Source organism: Microbacterium sp. NPDC055683 (genome assembly GCF_053617895.1).
The window spans coordinates 1-18,210 of the sequence record NZ_JBSHGQ010000059.1 but is presented as its reverse complement, the minus strand read 5'-3'; the positions used below and the strand labels follow the sequence as shown (position 1 = coordinate 18,210).

18 protein-coding genes are annotated in these 18,210 nt (G+C 72.3%); 8 read left to right on the top strand and 10 right to left on the bottom strand.

Features of this window, described 5'->3' with window-relative positions; all coding sequences use genetic code 11:
* Positions 1 to 37: 37 nt before the first annotated feature.
* Positions 38 to 2,530, bottom strand: coding sequence for a rhamnogalacturonan lyase (locus ACWGPF_RS16480; RefSeq protein WP_452333817.1), 2,493 nt, complete (start codon positions 2,528 to 2,530; stop codon positions 38 to 40).
* Between the two features lie 268 nt (positions 2,531 to 2,798).
* Between ACWGPF_RS16480 and ACWGPF_RS16475 the strand changes: the two genes are divergently transcribed.
* Entirely contained in the window at positions 2,799 to 3,728 is a 930-nt protein-coding gene (locus ACWGPF_RS16475; RefSeq protein ID WP_452333819.1) for an NYN domain-containing protein, read from the top strand.
* The gene (locus tag ACWGPF_RS16470; protein WP_452333818.1) at positions 3,728 to 4,477 is read left to right on the top strand and encodes a sulfite exporter TauE/SafE family protein; all 750 of its coding nucleotides are present in this window, start codon (positions 3,728 to 3,730) and stop codon (positions 4,475 to 4,477) included. The genes ACWGPF_RS16475 and ACWGPF_RS16470 overlap by 1 nt, the downstream gene beginning before the upstream one ends.
* A gap of 7 nt (positions 4,478 to 4,484) precedes the next feature.
* On the opposite strand, the gene ACWGPF_RS16465 is transcribed toward ACWGPF_RS16470, so the two are convergent.
* From ACWGPF_RS16465 to ACWGPF_RS16455, 3 genes are all read right to left on the bottom strand, one after another.
* Positions 4,485 to 5,435: a nucleoside hydrolase gene (locus ACWGPF_RS16465; RefSeq protein ID WP_452333816.1), complete on the bottom strand. Its 951-nt coding sequence runs from the start codon at positions 5,433 to 5,435 to the stop codon at positions 4,485 to 4,487.
* A gap of 158 nt (positions 5,436 to 5,593) precedes the next feature.
* Positions 5,594 to 6,688, bottom strand: coding sequence for a 3-deoxy-7-phosphoheptulonate synthase (locus ACWGPF_RS16460; protein WP_452333815.1), 1,095 nt, complete (start codon positions 6,686 to 6,688; stop codon positions 5,594 to 5,596).
* 172 nt (positions 6,689 to 6,860) lie between these two features.
* A complete protein-coding gene (locus tag ACWGPF_RS16455) occupies positions 6,861 to 9,386 on the bottom strand; it encodes an ATP-dependent Clp protease ATP-binding subunit (RefSeq protein WP_452333814.1) in 2,526 nt (841 codons plus the stop codon).
* 177 nt (positions 9,387 to 9,563) lie between these two features.
* On the opposite strand from ACWGPF_RS16455, the gene ACWGPF_RS16450 reads away from it, so the two are divergent.
* From ACWGPF_RS16450 to ACWGPF_RS16440, 3 genes are read left to right on the top strand one after another with little or no spacing between them, the layout of a single operon-like run.
* On the top strand, positions 9,564 to 10,049 hold the full coding sequence (locus ACWGPF_RS16450; RefSeq protein WP_452333813.1) for a DUF2975 domain-containing protein: 486 nt from the start codon (positions 9,564 to 9,566) through the stop codon (positions 10,047 to 10,049).
* Positions 10,049 to 10,288 carry a helix-turn-helix domain-containing protein gene (locus tag ACWGPF_RS16445; protein ID WP_452333812.1) on the top strand — a complete coding sequence of 80 codons (240 nt, stop codon included), beginning with the start codon at positions 10,049 to 10,051 and terminating at the stop codon, positions 10,286 to 10,288. The genes ACWGPF_RS16450 and ACWGPF_RS16445 overlap by 1 nt, the downstream gene beginning before the upstream one ends.
* Complete coding sequence (locus tag ACWGPF_RS16440; RefSeq protein ID WP_452333811.1) at positions 10,285 to 11,037, top strand: EI24 domain-containing protein; 753 nt, start codon at positions 10,285 to 10,287, stop codon at positions 11,035 to 11,037. Before ACWGPF_RS16445 ends, ACWGPF_RS16440 begins: the two co-directional genes overlap by 4 nt.
* Here ACWGPF_RS16440 and ACWGPF_RS16435 read toward each other — a convergent pair.
* Positions 11,028 to 11,411, bottom strand: coding sequence for a histidine kinase (locus ACWGPF_RS16435; protein WP_452333810.1), 384 nt, complete (start codon positions 11,409 to 11,411; stop codon positions 11,028 to 11,030). The genes ACWGPF_RS16440 and ACWGPF_RS16435 overlap by 10 nt on opposite strands.
* Positions 11,412 to 11,633: 222 nt before the next feature.
* Between ACWGPF_RS16435 and ACWGPF_RS16430 the strand changes: the two genes are divergently transcribed.
* Entirely contained in the window at positions 11,634 to 11,882 is a 249-nt protein-coding gene (locus ACWGPF_RS16430; RefSeq protein ID WP_067025888.1) for a WhiB family transcriptional regulator, read from the top strand.
* A gap of 64 nt (positions 11,883 to 11,946) precedes the next feature.
* Here ACWGPF_RS16430 and ACWGPF_RS16425 read toward each other — a convergent pair whose 3' ends face one another.
* Genes ACWGPF_RS16425 through ACWGPF_RS16415 form a run of 3 tightly spaced genes read right to left on the bottom strand, consistent with a single transcriptional unit; the run spans position 11,947 to position 15,311 of the window.
* Positions 11,947 to 13,440 (bottom strand): sensor histidine kinase, encoded by a 1,494-nt coding sequence (locus tag ACWGPF_RS16425; protein ID WP_452333809.1) that lies wholly within the window; start codon positions 13,438 to 13,440, stop codon positions 11,947 to 11,949.
* Between the two features lie 9 nt (positions 13,441 to 13,449).
* Positions 13,450 to 14,670, bottom strand: a complete 1,221-nt coding sequence (locus ACWGPF_RS16420; RefSeq protein WP_452333808.1) for an AAA family ATPase — start codon at positions 14,668 to 14,670, stop codon at positions 13,450 to 13,452.
* Positions 14,667 to 15,311: an SAF domain-containing protein gene (locus ACWGPF_RS16415; RefSeq protein ID WP_452333807.1), complete on the bottom strand. Its 645-nt coding sequence runs from the start codon at positions 15,309 to 15,311 to the stop codon at positions 14,667 to 14,669. Before ACWGPF_RS16415 ends, ACWGPF_RS16420 begins: the two co-directional genes overlap by 4 nt.
* 97 nt (positions 15,312 to 15,408) lie before the next feature.
* Here ACWGPF_RS16415 and ACWGPF_RS16410 point away from each other — a divergent pair, with 97 nt between their 5' ends.
* A complete protein-coding gene (locus tag ACWGPF_RS16410) occupies positions 15,409 to 15,675 on the top strand; it encodes a helix-turn-helix domain-containing protein (protein WP_452333806.1) in 267 nt (88 codons plus the stop codon).
* A 45-nt stretch (positions 15,676 to 15,720) separates the two neighbouring features.
* Here the strand turns inward: ACWGPF_RS16410 and ACWGPF_RS16405 are convergent, their stop codons facing one another.
* Complete coding sequence (locus ACWGPF_RS16405; RefSeq protein ID WP_452333805.1) at positions 15,721 to 16,338, bottom strand: hypothetical protein; 618 nt, start codon at positions 16,336 to 16,338, stop codon at positions 15,721 to 15,723.
* 135 nt (positions 16,339 to 16,473) lie between these two features.
* On the opposite strand from ACWGPF_RS16405, the gene ACWGPF_RS16400 reads away from it, so the two are divergent.
* Entirely contained in the window at positions 16,474 to 16,911 is a 438-nt protein-coding gene (locus ACWGPF_RS16400; protein WP_452333804.1) for an Rv3235 family protein, read from the top strand.
* Here ACWGPF_RS16400 and ACWGPF_RS16395 read toward each other — a convergent pair whose 3' ends face one another.
* Positions 16,912 to 18,141, bottom strand: coding sequence for a pyridoxal phosphate-dependent aminotransferase (locus tag ACWGPF_RS16395; protein WP_452333803.1), 1,230 nt, complete (start codon positions 18,139 to 18,141; stop codon positions 16,912 to 16,914).
* Positions 18,142 to 18,210 lie beyond the last annotated feature (69 nt).

Genomic DNA, 18,210 nt, shown 5'->3' with positions numbered 1-18,210 from the left:
CGCCGGGGCCGTCCCCGGCGGCCGCCGACCGGCCTCCTCAGCGGCCGGTGCGCAGCGTGAGCTTCCACGACGTGTCGCCCGTGAGCGCGTACCACGCCCGCGGGACCGCGGTGATGCCGACGCCGTCCTTGGCCCGGTGGAACCCCGGCGCGACGAGCTCGCCGTCGACGTAGTAGTCGACGCCGTCGGCATCCGGCACGACGTAGCCGTCCGACCCCTTGCCCGGCTTGTCGACGACCGTCGGCGCGGGAGCGGAGACGGAGGTCGTGTAGACGGGGACGTCGGCGAAGTCGGAGTCGGACGCGAGCAGGTAGCTCGTGTAGCTCGGCTGGTTGTACGTCGTGTTCTGCCGCGCCACCTCCGCTCGATACTGCGGATCGTGCAGCAGGGTCGTGAGCGCGCGGTCGGTCACCTCGGTGGACAGGTGGATGCGGATCTCGGTGCTGTCGGCCGATCGCACGAGCAGCTCCTCGCGCCAGTCGCCGAACACGTCCGCGACGAGCGAGGGGTTGCCCTTCGTGCCGTTGTTCGAGCGCGATCCGTCCGCCTGCAGCAGCACGGCGCCCGCTCCGTCGACGATCGAGACCTCCTCGTCGCCGGAGCCCTGCACGATCTGCGTCGTGCCGTCGGCGGCCCACCGGATCGACTGGTTCGTGCCGAGCCCCTCGATGGAGCCTGCGGTACCGGGAGGCATCGAGGCCCAGTACTCGAGTCCGGGCGCGTCCGGGTCGATGTCGCCGACCATCCCGCGGCCGGTGTCCTTGCCGGAGTACTCCCCCGCGAGCACCTCTCCCGTCGCGGCATCGCGGAGCGCCCATCCGTAGGGCGCCCAGGCACCACCCTCGTGGACCGTGAAGATCTCGAGGCCCTCGCGATCGGGCAGGATGTCGGTGACGTGCATGGCGTCGCCGTGGCCCAGGCGCGCAGACGTCCCGGGGGCCGCGCTCCCCTCCGGCATCTCGGCGAACGAGCTGTACAGCAGCGAGCCGTCGTCGTCGATGGTCGCCGAGCCGTAGACGACCTCCTGACGGCCGTCGCCGTCGACGTCCGCCGCCGAGAGCGAGTGGAAGCCCTGGGTGGTGAGCGTGCCGAACTCGGGGTCGGTGCCGTCGACGCCGTGCGGCGAGTCGTTGAACGGGTTGTCCATGGGAGCGTGCCCGCTGTCGACGAACCAGCGCTCGGCGAGATGCTCGCCGTCCCAGTCGTAGGCGACGAGGGTCGAGCGCGTGTAGTAGCCGCGCGCGAAGACGGCGGAGGGATGCGCGCCGTCGAGGTACGCCACGCCCGCCAGGAAGCGGTCGTTGCGGTTGCCCGGCTCGATGCGCGCCATGGCGTAGTCGCCCCACAGCAGGCCGTCGTCGTCGCGGCCCGGCTTGTAGTCGACCGTCTCGAGCTCGGCTCCCGTCTCGCCGTCGAAGACCGTGAGGTACTCCGGACCGGTGAGCACGAAGCCCTCGAAGCTCCGCAGCTGGTTGCGGGCCGAGCGGCTCGGCGCGTACACGTCGATGAAGTGGTCGACGAGCGCCGCGGCGTCCGTCTCCGAGAGCGGGTAGTCGTACTGCGGCGAGATGCCGAAGGCCTCCTCGAGCGTCGCCGGCCACTGGCCGGACACGACCTCTTCGCGCGACGACCACCCCCGGAAGACCTCGACGAGGTGGAGCCGGTAGTCGTCGGCCGACATGCGGTAGTCGTCGTGGTCGGTGACGCCGGCTGCCGCGTCGTCGTCCGCGATCGTCACGTAGTCGGTTTCACCGTCCGCCGTCACGCTCGTCCCCGGCGCCGTCTTCGTCATGATCTCCGCACGGCCGTCGCCGTCGAAGTCGTACACCATGAACTGCGTGTAGTGCGCGCCGGAGCGGATGTTCACGCCCAGGTCGATGCGGTGCAGGAGCGTGCCGTCGGCTTCGTACGTGTCGAGGTACGTGTTGCCCGTGTAGCCCACCTGCGAGACGTCCTTCGCGTTGGACGGGTACCACTTCACGACGTACTCCAGGTCGCCGTCGCCGTCCATGTCGCCCACCGACATGTCGTTGGCCGAGTACGTGTAGGCCTCCCCCGCGGGCGTCACGCCGTCCGCAGGCTTCTGCAGCGGGAGCGACGCGGAGGCGCCGTTCCAGGGCTCCACGGCGTCGCTGCTCGCCAGCTCGACGCCGTTCACGACGGGGACGACACGGTAGGAGGCGCCGGAGACGCCGTCCACATCCAGGAGGTTCGTGCTGCCGGAGACCGTCGCGATGCGGACGTCGTCGCGGTACACCGCGAAGTCGGGACTTTCCATCCCGTCCTCGCCTGCGCCCGTGGTCTCCTCGGCGAGCAGACGCCAGCTGAGGTACACGCCGTCGTCGGTCTGCGCCGCGACGAGCCCGCGATCGAGGTGCTCGAGCTGAGGCGCGGCCGGCGACGCCGCGGGAGGTGCGGAGGCGACCTCGGCGTGCGCGACGATGCCGGGCAGCGTCGCCGCCAGGGTCGCGGCGAGCGCGCCGACTCCGGCGCGCGCGGCCCACCCCTGACGGGCGGATGGTCGGATCATGTCGGGACTCCTCATCGTCGTCGATGCGGTGCAAAACGTTTCACAGAGAGAGAAAACGCTTTCCGCGGGGTTTCGACGCTACCGTCCCCTGCGCGCCGACGACAACCCCGCCCTGCCCATCCGACCGGGCACCGGCGCGCACCGCTGCCGCGGCACCCGACACGGCTACGCTCGTAAGCGCCCCCGTCCCCCATCTCCAGGAGCAGCCGTGCCCGAGAGCCATGAGGACGGCCGCGTCGCCGTCTACCTCGACTTCGACAACATCGTGATGTCGTGGTACGACCGGGTTCACGGCCGCAACTCCTACAGCCGCGATCGCGCCCGCATCGCCGAGAACCCGCAGGACCCCGAGATCGCCGAGCGCCTCGCCCGCGCCACCGTCGACGTCGGGGCGATCCTCGACTACTCGTCGTCGTACGGGACGCTCGTGCTCACGCGCGCATACGCCGACTGGTCCAGCCCCGTCAACGCGGTGTACCGCCAGCAGCTCGTCGCCCGCGCCGTCGACCTCGTCCAGCTCTTCCCCGCCGCCGCCTACGCGAAGAACGGCGCGGACATCCGCCTCGCCGTCGACGCCGTCGAGGACATGTTCCGGCTGCCCGACCTCACGCACGTCGTCGTGGTCGCGGGCGACAGCGACTACGTGCCCCTCGCCCAGCGATGCCGTCGCCTGGGACGCTACGTCGTCGGCGTGGGGGTCGCCGGCTCGACGGCGAAGTCGCTCGCCGCCGCGTGCGACGAGTTCGAGCCGTACGACTCGCTCCCCGGGGTCGTCGTCCCTCCGAAGCCCGCCAAGGCCAAGGCGGAGGAGAAGACCTCCGACGGCACCACGACGGACGAAGCCAAGCCGACGGACGACGCGAAGGCGGAGGAGCCCCGGACCAAGCCGCGCACGCGCCGCGCCTCCAAGCCCAAGCAGGAGGAGGCGGAGACGTTCCTCGCCTTCGACGAGACGCCGCCCGAGGATCTGCACGCGGCCGCGAGCCGCCTTCTCGAGCGCGCGCTGCGGGTCGGCAAGGGCGACGACGCCGGATGGCTGCACAGCTCGGCCGTCAAGCAGCACATCCGGCGCATGGACCCCTCGTTCAGCGAGAAGGCACTGGGATACCGCTCGTTCTCCGACTTCCTGAAGTCGCGCGACGACCTCGCCGAGCTGGAGGAGACCGGTCACGAGCGCCTCGTCAGGCTGAAGGCGTGATCGCCGAGCTGACACCGCTCGTCTGGACCGTCCTCGCTCTCGGCGCCCTCGTCGTCGGGCTGTCGAAGACGGCGGTGCCCGGGGGCGGCACCCTCGCCGTCGCGCTCTTCGCGGCCGTCCTGCCGGCCAAGGAGTCCACCGGCACGCTGCTGCTCCTGCTCATCGTCGGCGACATGTTCGCGCTCCTCTCCTACCGGCGGCACGCCGACTGGCGGGTCATCGTGCGGATGGCGCCCGCCGTCGTGGTCGGGCTGGCCCTCGGATGGGCGTTCCTCGCGGTCGCGGACGACGGGTGGGTGCGCCGTCTCATCGCCGTCCTGCTCCTCCTCGTCGTCGGCGTGACTCTGTGGCGCCGGCGGGCTCAGGCGCGCACGGGCGGCGAGGCGCCCGTCGGCTCCGGCGCGGTCGCGGCATGGAGCTACGGCTCGCTGGGCGGTTTCACGACCATGGTCGCGAACGCCGCCGGACCCGTCATGTCCATGTACTTCCTCGCGGCGAAGTTCCCCGTGAAGGCGTTCCTCGGCACCTCGGCGTGGTTCTTCGCGATCGTGAACATCGCGAAGCTGCCGTTCTCGGTCGGACTCGGGATCATCACGCCGTCATCGCTGATGCTCGACCTCGTGCTCGTCCCCGCCGTCATCGTCGGAGCGCTCGTCGGACGCCGGCTCGCGGCGCGGATGGACCAGCGCCTCTTCGACCGCGTCGTCATCGTGCTCACGGTCGTCGGGGCGATCTACCTCCTCATCTGACCGCGCCTCAGGGGGCGGTGGCGATGAGGTCGATCATGCGCGCCTCGAAGCCCGGCTCGACCTCGAGCACCACGCGGTGGCGCGCCCCGGCCATCTCCGGCCATCCGCGCCACATGCCCCGGAGATCGGCGACGGTCCTGCCGCGGTTGGGTCCGTGCGTCGTGTCGACCTCGACGTGCACGACGGGCGCGACCACGGTCGACACGAGGCCGCAGCCGACGGCGACGGCGAGCGCGTCGTGGTTGGCCGAGCTCCGCTCGCCCGTCACGCCCTCGTAGAACCCGAAGTAGTAGTCGAGGATGTCGGCCGCATAGCGTCCCGCGCGGCCGCCCGCCGCGAGCCGGGAGCGGTCGTCCTCGTCGAGCCGAGAGCGCATGGTGACGTCGAGGCCGACCACGGTGACGGGCCAGCTCGCCTCGAAGACGCGCTGCGCCGCCTCCGGGTCGTGCCAGATGTTCGCCTCCGCACCGGGCGTCACGTTGCCGGGGACGAACGACGCGCCGCCCATGATCGTCACGGCGCGGACGCGGCCGGCGAGCCCGGGATCGGCGTCGAGCGCGTGCGCGAGGTTCGTGAGCGGACCCACCGCGACGATCTCGAGCTCGCCCTCGTGCGCGCGGCTGAGGCGCAGGAGCATCTCGACGGCCGTCTCGTCCGCGAGCGCGGGTGCGAAGGCGAGATCGGCCTTGCCGCCCTGGCCGTCGGCACCGTGCACCTCGGGAGAGAACTCCGCGATGCTCCCGTCGTACGGCCCCGCCGCGCCCTTCGCCACCGGCACGTCGCCGCGCCCCGCGACGTCGAGCACGTACGCGGTGTTGCGCGCAGCCTGATCGACGTCGATGTTGCCCCACGTCGTGGTGCAGCCGAGCAGCTCGATCTCGGAGGAGAGGCTCGCGGTCAGGATGGCCAGGGCGTCGTCGATGCCGGTATCGACATCCAACACGATCTTCGTCGTCACCGTACGAGCCTACGCCGCCCGTGTGTCCGGCTCGTGACGCCGGCGGAGACGGAAGAGGCCCGGGAGCAGCAACTCCCGGGCCATCCACATCCGGTTTCGAGAATATGTCGCGTCGCTGTCAAAACGCTGAGCGCACGGACGGAGACGGGATCACATCGTCAGCTAGCCCCCGTGCGTACTTCAGCAGTGTGCTCACGACGGCGGATGACCGCCCCCGCCAGCGCGGCGAGCACCTCCTCCGACGCCTCCCACGACATGCAGGCGTCCGTGACGCTCTGGCCGCGCACGAGGCCGCGCGGCCCCGCCGCGACGTCGAGGCTCTGGGCGCCGCCGACGAGGAAGCTCTCCAGCATGACGCCCGCGATCGGGCCGCCCTGCGCCACCTGTTCGGCCAGCTCGCGCGCGACCTCCGCCTGACGGACGTGGTCCTTGCCGCTGTTCGCATGGCTCGCGTCGACGAGGAGGCGCGGTGCGAGGCCCGCGGCGGACATCCGCTCCGCCGCGCGTGCGACGGAGGCGGCGTCCGCGTTCGGCCCGTCCGCGCCTCCTCGCAGGATGACCGTGGTGTCGCGGTTCCCGGTCGTCGTGACGAGGCTCGCCCGGCCGTCCTCGCCGATCCCGAGGAACGCCTGCGGGGCGGAGGCGGCGAGCGACGCGTCGAGCGCGACCTGGAGGCCGCCGTCGGTGCCGTTCTTGAAGCCGATCGGCATCGACAGGCCCGAGGCCAGCTGCCGATGGATCTGGCTCTCGGTCGTGCGCGCGCCGATCGCGCCCCACGACACGAGATCGGCGATGTACTGCGGGCTGATCGGCTCGAGGAACTCCGTCGCGCAGGGGAGGCCGAGGGCGGTCACGTCGAGGAGGAAGCGCCGGGCCATCCGCAGACCCGCCACGATGTCGTGACTCCCGTCGAGGTGCGGGTCGTTGATGAGGCCCTTCCAGCCCACCGTCGTGCGCGGCTTCTCGAAGTAGGCGCGCATGACGACGAGCAGCTCCCCCGCGTGCCGGTCGGCGGCCGCCCGCAGCCGGCGCGCGTAATCGAGCGCGGCGTCGGGATCGTGGATGGAGCAGGGCCCGACGACGACGAGCAGGCGGTCGTCGAGCCCGGCCATGACGGCGCGCACGTCGTCGCGGGCGCGCACGACGACATCCGTCTGGGCGGCCGACGCGGGGAGGTCGGCCGCGAGACCTGCAGGGCTCGGGAGCGGGGTGAGCGAGGTGACGTGGAGGTCGGAGGCCTCGAGGGTGTGCATGGCGGGTCCTGTCCTGATCGGGGCGGACCCTCGCAGAGCCCGCCGGAAACGGCGCAGGGCAGAGCTTTCGCTCTGCCCTGTCGGCTCGGGAGGGGTGGATGCGCTACATCGCGATCGGCCCCTCCGGAGCCGACTCGTCATACGCATACCAACGCCCGGTCATGCCGCCACCCTACTGCATCGCGGGCACCGCCGCCGTCACCCGGATGCCGTCGCCGTCGGCGTCGACGCGCACCGCGCCGCCGTCGGCCAGCTCGCCCGACACGAACAGGTCGGAGATCCGGTCGTCGACCTCGCGCTGGATGAGGCGCCGCAGCGGCCGTGCGCCGAACTCCGGCTCGTAGCCGTGCTCGGCGAGCCAGGCCGACGCCGCGTCGGTGACCTCCAGCGCGACCTCGCGGCGCGCGAGCCTCGTGCGGGTGGCGTCGAGCAGGAGTCCCACGATCCGCGCGAGCTGCGCCTCGTCGAGGCGGCGGAACAGGACGATCTCGTCGATGCGGTTGAGGAACTCGGGGCGCATCGACTCGCGCAGCCGGCCCATGACGCGGTCGCGGATGTCCTTCTCGTCGAGCTCCCGCCCGGAGGCCGAGAAGCCGATGGCGCCCGCGCGCGAGGCGAGGAACTCGGATCCGAGGTTCGACGTCATGACGATCACGGTGTTGCGGAAGTCGACCGTCCGCCCCTGACCGTCGGTCAGCCGGCCGTCGTCGAGGACCTGCAGCAGCAGGTTGAACACGTCGGGGTGCGCCTTCTCGATCTCGTCGAACAGCACGATCGAGTACGGGTTGCGACGCACGCGCTCCGTGAGCTGCCCCGCCTCGTCGAAGCCGACGTAGCCCGGAGGGGCGCCGACGAGGCGCGACACGGTGTGCCGCTCGCCGAACTCGCTCATGTCGAAGCGGATGACCGCGCCCTCGTCGTCGAAGAGGTTCGCGGCGAGTGCCTTCGCGAGCTCGGTCTTGCCCACGCCCGTGGGACCGAGGAAGAGGAACGAGCCGACGGGCCGGTGCGCGTCGCCCATGCCCGTCCGACTGCGGCGCACGGCGCGCGAGACGGCGGCGACGGCGTCGTGCTGTCCGATCACGCGCGCGTGCAGGGCCTCCTCGAGGCCCGCGAGCCGCTCGCGCTCCGTCTCCTCCAGCCGCGAGACGGGGATCCCCGTGGCGCGGCTCACGACGTCCGCGATCTCGGGCTCCCCCACGACGGCGCGGCCGCCGGCTGCACGGCCGGTCGCCTCCGCGAGGCGCCCCTGCACGGCGGCGATCTCGTCGCGCAGACGCGATGCCTCCTCGTAGTGCTCCGCCGAGACGGCGGCGTTCTTGTCGGCTTCGAGCTCGGCGAGCCGGGCGACGAGCTGCTGCGCGTCGACGGGCGCGCCGAGACGCAGGCGCAGACGCGCCCCCGCCTGGTCGACGAGGTCGATGGCCTTGTCGGGGAGCACGCGCTCGGGAAGGTACCGGTCGCTCAGCTCGACGGCGGCGCGCAGGGCGTCATCCGTGAACGTGACGCGGTGGTGCTCCTCGTACGCGGAGCGCAGCCCCTGCAGGATCGCGAACGCGTCCTCCACGGACGGCTCGCCCACGCGGACCGGCTGGAAGCGCCGCTCGAGGGCGGCGTCCTTCTCGATGACGCGGTACTCCCTGAGGGTGGTCGCACCCACGAGGTGGAGCTCTCCGCGGGCGAGGCGCGGCTTGAGGATGTTGCCGGCATCCATGGCGCCGTCGCCGCTGCCGCCCGCACCGACGAGCATGTGGATCTCGTCGATGAAGAGGACGAGCCCGCCCTCGTGCGCGGCCACCTCGTCGAGCGTCTTCGTGAGGCGCTCCTCGAAGTCGCCGCGGTACCGCGTGCCCGCGAGCATCGCCGGCAGGTCGAGGGCGATCACGCGCGTGCCGCGGAGCTGCTCGGGAACGGCGTCCGCGATGATCGCCGAGGCGAGCCCCTCGACGATCGCGGTCTTGCCGACGCCGGCCTCGCCGACGAGCACGGGGTTGTTCTTCGTCCGGCGCGAGAGGATCTCGATCGTCTGCTCGATCTCGTCAGCACGGCCGATCACGGGATCGAGGGCGCCCTGGCGCGCCCGTGCGGTGAGGTCGGTGCCGAAGCGCTCGAGAAGCGACTCTCCTGCCTGCGCGGCGGTCTCCGCCGGCGCGGCCGAGGCGCCCTGGGGGCCGACGGCCTCGCGCGCACCCTGCGTCAGCGCCTCGGCCGTCACGCCCGCCCGCGCGAGGATCTGCCCGGACGGGGAATCCTGTGCGAGCACGAGCGCGAAGAAGAGGTGCTCGGGGTCGACATAGGTGGAGCCCGACGACCGCGCCACCTGGAACGCGTGGAACAGCGCGCGCTGCACGGCCTGCGTGACGCTCGCGGCGTCGACGTCGGCGGGCTCGCCCGAGCGCGGGAGCCGCTCCTCCGCGGCGCGTGCGATCCCGGCCGGGTCGGCTCCGACCCGGCCGACGGCGTCGGCCACGGCGGGGTCGTCGACGAGCACGCGGAGAACGTGCAGCGCGTCGAGCTCGTGCTGCCCCCGCTCCAGGGCGAAGCGACCGGCGCGCTGCAGCAGCTCCTGCGTGCGCGCGCTGAGGAAGCGGCTGAGGTCGATGGAGCGGCTCGCGCGAGCGCGCTCGCCCTGCAGATACCGCGCGAGGAACTCGTCGAACGAGCTCGGCCCGTCCTGCGGGAAGTTGTTCTCGGGCATGTCCCGGTCTCTCCTTCAAAGTTGCGTCGTTCCGCATCAAGAATGGAACTTGAGTCGGAGTGTATCAAGGACAACGTCGAGCGCGACGGTGTATTCCCCTGATACCCCTCGACAGGGATCTCGAGCTGATCTATCGTTTATCGATAGTTAATTCTCGATTCTCGATCTGGAGATGCCATGGGACGAACGACCATCGCCATCCTGCGCGTCGTCATCGCGCTCGCCCTCGCGGGTTCCCTGATCGTCCAGACCGTGCTCGTGCCGCTGCTCTGGCAGGACCTCGACGCGGCGCCGCCCGCGGCGCGGATCGCGCTCACGGCGATCGCCGTCGCCGGTGTCGGCACCATGCAGGTCTTCGCGGTGTGCGTCTGGCGCCTGCTGACGCGCGTGCGGCGCGGTTCGATCTTCCAGGAGCGCTCGTTCCGCGACGTCGACGTCATCACGGGCGCGGTCGTCGCGGCCGCGGCACTCCTCCTCGCGCTCGCCGTGCTCCTCGCCCCCGGCGGCACCGCTCCCGGCATCGTCGGGCTGATCTGCGGCGGCTCGGTCGTCCTCGCCGGGATGGCCCTCCTCGTCGTCGTCCTCAAGGCCCTGCTGCGCCAGGCGATCGCGCGAGAGGACGAGGCCCGTGCGCTCCGCGACGAGCTGGGCGAGGTCATCTGATGGCGATCGTCATCGACATCGACGTCATGCTCGCGCGCCGCAAGATGCCCGTGGGCGTGCTCGCCGAGCGGATCGGGATCACTCCGGCGAACCTCGCCGTGCTCAAGAACGGCAGGGCGAAGGCCGTGCGGTTCTCCACGCTCGACGCCCTCTGCGCGGCCCTCGACTGCCAGCCCGGCGACCTGCTGCGGTGGGAGCCCGACGACGGGCACGGCGCTGCGGCGACAATGGAGGGGTGAACGAGCTGCTCCACGGCGCGCGCCTGCTGCTGAACGGATTCGGATGGTGGGCCGTGCGCCCGCGGGTGATGGCCGCCGCACTGATCCCGGCGGCGATCGTCGGGGCGCTCATGGCCGCGGGCCTCGTCGCGCTGGGCGCGTTCCTGCCGTCGATCGTCGAGGCTCTCACGCCGTGGGCCGACACGTGGGCGGCGTTCTGGGCGGGTGCCGTGCGCGTCCTCATCGGCGCCGCCGTGCTCGCAGCAGGCGTCGTCGTGGCCGTCACGACGTTCACGGCCCTCACGCTGCTCGTCGGAGAGCCCTTCTACGACCGCGTCTGGCGATCGGTCGAGGAGCGGCTCTCGGGTGAGGTGCCCGAGGCGCGCTACGGCCTCGTGCGCGCCGTCGGCGACGCCGTGTCTCTCATCGCGCGCGGCTTCGCGATCGCCGTCGTGTCGGTGGGGCTCGGGTTCGTGCCCGTCGCGGGCGCCGTGCTCGCGGCGGTCGCCGGCGCCGCGCTGAGCGGCTGGGTGCTCGCCGACGAGCTCACGACGCGCGCGCTGTCGGCCCGAGGCCTCGACGGCCCGGCGCGACGGGCACTGCGCCGCGCGTCACGCGGTCGCGTGTGGGGCTTCGGCGTGGCGACGCACCTGCTCCTCATGATCCCGCTCGCGGCGATCGTCACGATGCCGGCGGCCGTGGCCGGCAGCACGCTGCTCGCGCACGAGCTCATCGAGCGGGGCGTCCGGCCCGCCGGCGCTCAGGATTGAGGAGCGCGCCCCGCGTCGCGCACCGCCAGGAGGAGGAGCACGAAGACCCCGACGGCGGGAGCGGCGAGCGCGACGGCCGTCCCGGGATGGGCGAACTCGCCCGTGGCGGCGCCGATCGCGACGGCCACGACGAGCAGCTGCACGACGATCGCCCCCGATCGCGCCCACGACCGGTCGCGCGCGATGCCCACCGCGAACGCCGCGACGGCGGCCGCGCCGACGAGCGTGAGCACGAGAAGCGCGATCGCAGACGGATACGACGTCACGTCGGCCGAACCGAGCGCGACGACCTGCCATCCGGCGAGGGCGAGCACGCCCGCCGCCTCGATGCCGACGAGGGCGGACGCGATCCGTCCGGCGACTCCCGCACGCATGCGCTCTCCTCGTTCTCGGCACGCACCGTCCGCCGACGATCAGGGAACGGCCAGAAAAAACCCTTGCCCGAAATCGACGCGTGTATGACAATTGTTAACGGTGTGTTTCCCACAGCGCGGTGGGGCGAGGCCCCGAGGGTCCGTCGCACATCCAGCGTAAATCCACCCGCAATCCCACGCTGTGCTTTCCCTGAGAAACCCCACCCCGCAAGGAGCATCCCTATGGACTGGCGCGACAAGGCCGCCTGCCTCACCGTCGACCCCGAGCTGTTCTTCCCCGTCGGGAACACCGGCCCGGCGATCGACCAGATCGAGAAGGCGAAGTCGGTGTGCGCGCGCTGCACGGTCACGGAGGTCTGCCTCCAGTACGCCCTCGAGACCGGTCAGGACTCGGGCGTGTGGGGCGGTCTGAGCGAAGACGAGCGCCGCGCGCTGAAGCGCCGCGCCGCGCGCGCCCGCCGCGCCAGCTGACGAGGCGCCGCTCCCTGCGAAGAAGCCCCGCCTCGGCGGGGCTTCTTCGCGTCTGCCGCCGGTGTCAGCCGCGCAGCCAGCGCAGCGGGACGGAGATGGTCACCTGCGTGCCGCCGTGGAACGGCGTCTCCGGCTCGTCGATGGTCGACCAGTCGATCGTTCCCGACAGCTCGCCCTGGATGAGGGTCCGCACGATCTGCGTGCCGAGGCCGCGCCCCACCTGCCCGTCGGGGAGGCCGCTGCCGGTGTCGCGCACGCGCACCTCCAGCACGTCGTCGTCGCGCTCCGCGACGATCTCGACGTCTCCCTCGCGTCCGGCGAGACCGTGCTCGACAGCGTTCGTGACGATCTCTGTGAGCGCGAGCGCGAGCGGCGTCGCATACGCGCTCGGCAACGTCCCGAACTTCCCCGTGGTGCGCGTGTGCGCGACGGTGTTCTGCGCCGCGGCGACCTCGGCGACGAGGCGGAGCACCCGGGCGAACACCTCGTCGAAGTCGACGTTCTGGGCGAGACCCTCCGACAGCGTGTCGTGCACGACGGCGATGGCGGCTACGCGCTGCATCGCCTGGAGCAGCGATTCCCGCGCCTCGTCGGACGACGTGCGACGCGCCTGGATGCGCAGCAGCGAGGCGACGGTCTGCAGGTTGTTCTTGACGCGGTGGTGGATCTCCCGGATCGTCGCGTCCTTGGTGATGAGCTCCTGCTCCTGGCTGCGCAGCTCGCTGACGTCGCGGCACAGCACGATGGCGCCCGTGCGGTGCCCGTGGTCCTTGAGCGGGATGGCGCGCAGGGACACCGTCACGCCGCGCGCCTCGACGTCGCTCCGCCACGGCTGCCGGCCGGACGTGAGGATCGGGAGCCGCTCGTCGGTGTCCCACGAGGCGGGGAGGATCTGGGCGGTCACCTCCGTGAGGGACTCCCCCTCGAGCTCGTCGGCGAAGCCGATGCGGTTGAACGCGGAGAGGGCGTTGGGGCTCGCGAAGGTCACGATGCCGTCGACGTCGAGGCGGATGAGGCCGTCGGCCGCGCGTGGAGCGCCGCGGCGAGGCCCGGTGGGGGCGGAGAGGTCCGGGAAGTCGCCCGTCGCGATCATGCCGAACAGGTCGTCGGCGCAGTCGTTGAACGTGATCTGCTGGCGCGACGGCGTCCTCACGTCGCCGAGGTTGGTGTGGCGTGTCAGCACGCCGATGGCGTGCAGGCCGCCGTCCTCGTGGATGGCGATGGGCACGGCCCGCACGCGCGTCGGCGTCTCCTCGAACCACTCTGGCGAGGACGAGTCGACGATGCGCACGCTCTGGAACGCGTCGCGCACCTGCGCCTGCCATTGCGGACGCACGCGGCCTCCGACGATGTCGCGGTAGAACAGCGTCGCCGCACCACCGGGCCGCGTGTGCGCGACGGCGACGAAGGAGTCGTCGGCCGTGGGCACCCAGACGACGATGTCGGCGGACGCGAGGTCGGCGAGGAGCTGGCCGTCCCCGGCGAGGCGGTGCAGCCATTCGATGTCGGATTCGCTCGAACGGCCCTGGGCGGAGACGAGATCGCTGAGGGTCGACACGCGACGAGTCTATGCGGGCGCGCGCCCCGCGACCGGCAGCGCCGTCTCGGCCACGCGCGCCGCCACGCGCCGGACGGCCTGCGACAGGGCCGAGCGCGGCGCGATCTCGCCCACGGGCCTCGCCTGCAGCATGGCCGCGTCGGCCGCGCGCCCGTCGTCAGGCAGGAAGTGCACGTCCGCGATACCGGCGAAGCGGTCGAGCGTACGTCTCACCTGGCCGCGCGGGTCGATGCCGAGCGGGCCGGATCGGAGGCGGTTGACGACGACGTGCACGGGAGCGGTGCCCACGACGGCCCGCAGCTCGGCGTACCCTCTCAGGAACCGGGCGATGCCGACGGGATCGGCCGACGCGACGGCGACGACGACATCCGCCTCCCGGAGCGCGGCCTGCGCGGCGGCGTTGCGCCGCGGGCCGTCGACGAGGTCGCTGGCGATCTCCTCGTCGGCCTCGAGGGAGGCGGCGACGTCGACGACCGACAGATCCGCCCATGATCGGCACGCGTCGAGGGCCGCGGAGACCCGGCGCTCCGACAGCTCGGGCCAGCGCCCGGCGCGATTGAGCCCCGTGAGCACGTCGACGACCCCGTCGGCGCCCCCGACGGGGATGCTGAGCCGGGTGAGCTCTGCGGCGTCGAGCGCGCCGATCTCCGCCTGACGGCAGGCGGCGGCGAAGCCCGGCCCCTCGTCGGCGAGCCCGAGCGCGATCGCGACCGACGGAGCGTGCGTGTCGGCATCGACGAGCGCGACGTGACCGTGCCGCCTCGCCGTCTCCACCGCGAGCTCGATCGACGTGGTCGTCCGTCCCGGCGCCCCGTGCGGGCCCCACACCGCCACGATGGCCCCCGGCGTCGTCCGCCCGCCCGGTTCGGCGACGCGGCCGTCTCGGACGGCTGCGGCGATCCTCCATCCGTCGGCCGTCGCGGGCAGGGGCTCCGCGATGCCGAACGCGCGAGCGATGCGCACGTCGGAGGGGCGGTCGGCCAGGGCGACGACGCGCACGCCGTGACGGTCGCAGGCGCCGATGAGACCTGCTGTCAGGACCCCGCGAGAAGCCGGGACGACGATCGCCTCCGCGCGGGAGAGCGCGTCCCACAGGGGCGACGCGGGGTCGCCGAGCGCCGCGGCGGTCTCGTCGGGCGCGATCGTCGCGACCACCGCGAGACCCGCGTCCTCGAAGTCGGCGGCGAGCCGGGCGGCGAGCGCAGGGGGGAGCGCCACGACGACGTTCACGGCGCCGCCTGCGGCACGGCGGACAGCGCCGCCCCCGAGGCGACCGCCGCGAGGACGGCCGCGACGTCGTCGCGGCCCACGACGAGCTCGATCGACGCACCGGAGGCGCCCATGACCGTGTCCTCGCGCGCGACCGCGCTCACCACGGCGTCGGCGACGAGGACGCGCGGGTCGTCGTAGACGCCGCCCTCCCGCAGCGGTGCGCTCCAGAGCTCCACGGGCGTGCCCGGCTCGACCGCGCCGGGAACCTCGACCGCGCTGCGCACGACGACCGTCGTGACGGCGGAGCGCTCGGCGGAGGAGACGGCGGCGCTCGGCACGAGCTCGCCCTCCGCGATCGTGCGGTTCGCGACGACGCCCTCCTCCAGCTCATGCGGAGCCAGGTAGCCGTCCGCTGCGGACCCGAGCGCGACGTCGACGACCGCGAGGTCCGCTGCGGTGACGGCCTGCCCCGGCACGATGGTCGACGAGGCGGCGAGGACGGGGATCGTCTGGCGCGCAGCGGCGACCACCCACCACACCCCCGCGACGGACACGGCGATGAGAGCGAGGCCGACGAAGAACCGCGCATCGGTCCAGAACATCCGCGGTGCACGGGGCGCCGGATCACCGGGTGCGCGGCGCGGAGACGGGGAGATCATGACCGCCATGGTGGCGGATCCGCCGTCAGCCCGTGAAAGTTATCCACAACGCGCCGCGCCCCTGGAGGCCAGGGCCGCAGCGGCCCATAATCGTGTCATGCCCGAAGCCTCCGCCGTGCGCTACCTCTCCCCCGCGCAGGTGGCCGAGCTGCTCGACCTCGAGCCCGACGAGGTCGTCGATCTCATCGCCGCCGGACGCCTGCGGGGCGCCCGCCTCGGCGCGCCCGCGCGCTGGCGCGTCGAGCGCGCGAGCGTCGAGGAGTACCTCGTCGAGCAGCACGAGGACAGTCGGCGCCGTGCGCTGTGGCGCGAGTCGAACGCCGCCAGCTTCCCCGAGCTCTGGGCGCCCCGTCGCGAGCAGTGACGACCCGGGCACGACCTGGACCGCACCGGGCACGACCTGCATTGCTCAGGGTTCCACGACCCCGGAGCTCGCATCGACCCGCACCCACGACACCGCCTCGAAGGAGATCACGCGGTAGCCCGTGACCTCCGACGCGCGGCGCGGCGAGCCGGCGTCGTGCACCGCGAGATCGAGGTGGTCGGCGCCGACCCTGTCGAGCGTCCCGGTGAGGGAGCGCCCCGATACGATGCCGACGACCACGGGAACGCGACGGCGTGCGAGATCGCGCAGGGCGAAGCCGAACGTGACCCGCTGTGCGAGGCGTCCCTCATGCGGCGTCGGCCGGGCGCTGCGCAGCACCTCGCCGTGCGCGGCGCCGAGGGATCGCAGCGCCCGCAAGGGGAGGACGACGATCGCCCCCGCAGCCTCGCGGCCCGTCGCGCGCGTGCGCACGGCCATCCAGTCGGCGCCGACGGCGTCGATCGTGGCGTCGATCGCCGACCCGTCCGACACCTCGAGGGAGACCGCCTGTGCGGGGGCGGCGGCGAGCGCGACGAGCCGCGATCGCAACTCGAGGCGCGCGACGCGCACCCGCTCCGCCTCGGAGTCGAGGGCCGCCCGCTCGGCCTCCCACTCCGCAGCGAGCTGGTCTTCCAGGTCCTCGAAGAATCGTTCCCAGCGCATCTGCGTGAGCGTAGGCGAAACGGCGACTGCCCGAGGAGGCCTCTCCACAGGCTTCTATGCGGTGTTCCGACTCGGCGACGGCGGCTGGTTCACTCGCCCCACTTTCTCCCCCGCGATCTCACGAAAGGCGTCCCCATGTCCCCGCATGCCGCCGAAGCACCGCACCGCCGGCGTCCGGCGCGCGCCGTCGACGTCGACGATCTGTTCGCGCCGCAGCGCACGGCGCGCTCGGATCTCCCCGATCCGGATCCACTCGTGGAGGCGCTCACCCGCGGCGTGCTCGAGGTGCTGTCGGGGGCCCGTGACCCCGATCAGCTCGCGCGGTGGCTCTCGGAGGAGGCCTATCTCGCCCTCGTCGCCCGGGCGAACCTGTCGCGACGGGCGCGCAGCGCACGGCGTATCCCCTCCCACCGGCCGGTCTTCGCGGTGCGGACGATGCGGTCCATGGAACCGGCAGACGGCGTCGTGGAGAGCGTCGTTGTGGTCGCGATGCCCGATCGCACGCGCGCCATCGCCCTGCGGCTCGAGGGGCTCGACGGGCGATGGCGCGCCACCGACATCCGGATCCTGTGATCAGGCCTGCCGGTACGACGCGAGGAAGTTGCCGAGCCGTTCGATCGCCTCGCTGAGCACGCGCGCCTCCGGCAGCGTCACGACTCGCAGGTGGTCGGGTGTGGGCCAGTTGAAGCCGGTGCCCTCCACGAGCAGGATGTGCTCGGAGACGAGCAGGTCGTAGATGAGCTGCTTGTCGTCGCGGATCTCGTGCACCTCGGGGTCGAGGCGCGGGAACGCATAGAGGGCGCCCTTGGGCTGCACGCACGAGACGCCGGGGATGGCCTCGAGCTTCTGCCACGCGACGTCGCGCTGCTCGTGCAGGCGCCCCGTGGGGGCGATGAGCGCGTCGATCGACTGCACGCCGGTCAGGGCGGCGAGCACGGCATGCTGCGCGGGGACATTGGCGCACAGGCGCGTCGAGGCGAGGAGCTGGATTCCCTCGAGGAACCCCTTGGCATGCTTCTTGGGGCCCGTGATGACCATCCACCCGGACCGGTACCCCGCGACGCGGTAGGTCTTCGAGAGGCCGTTGAACGTGAGCACGAGGAGGTCGGGGGCGACGGTGGCCGTGGGGATGTGCACGGCGTCGTCGAAGAGGATGCGGTCGTAGATCTCGTCGGACAGGACCAGCAGCGAGTGCTCGCGCGCGATCTGCGTGAGCCCCTCGAGCAGCTCCCGGCTGTAGACGGCGCCCGTCGGGTTGTTGGGGTTGATGATGACGATCGCCTTGGTGCGCGGCGTGATCTTCGAGCGGATGTCCTCGAGGTCGGGCTGCCAGCCGTTCTCCTCGTCGCACAGGTAGTGCACGGGCGTGCCGCCGGACAGGCTCGTCATCGCCGTCCACAGCGGGTAGTCGGGCGCGGGGATGAGCACCTCGTCGCCCTCGTCGAGGAGCGCCTGCATCGTCATCGTGATGAGCTCGGACACCCCGTTGCCGAGGTAGACGTCGTCGGGGTCGACGTGCGGGAATCCCGGCGTCTCCTCATAGCGGCTGACGATGGCGCGTCGCGCGGGCAGGATGCCGCGGCTGTCGCTGTAGCCGTGGGCGTACGGCACCGCTTCGATCATGTCGCGCACGATCTGGTACGGGGCCTCGAACCCGAAGATCGCGGGATTGCCGGTGTTGAGCTTGAGGATCGAGTGGCCGTCCGCCTCCAGGCGCGTCGCCTCCGCCAGTGCCGCCCCGCGGATCTCGTAGAGAACGTTCTGGAGCTTGGCGGACTGGCCGAGGGGACGGAGGGAGTTCATCGCCCCAGGATATGCCCGGCCGTCGGCCGCCGGAGACGACGCGGGCGGGCCACGGGATCACCCGTGGAC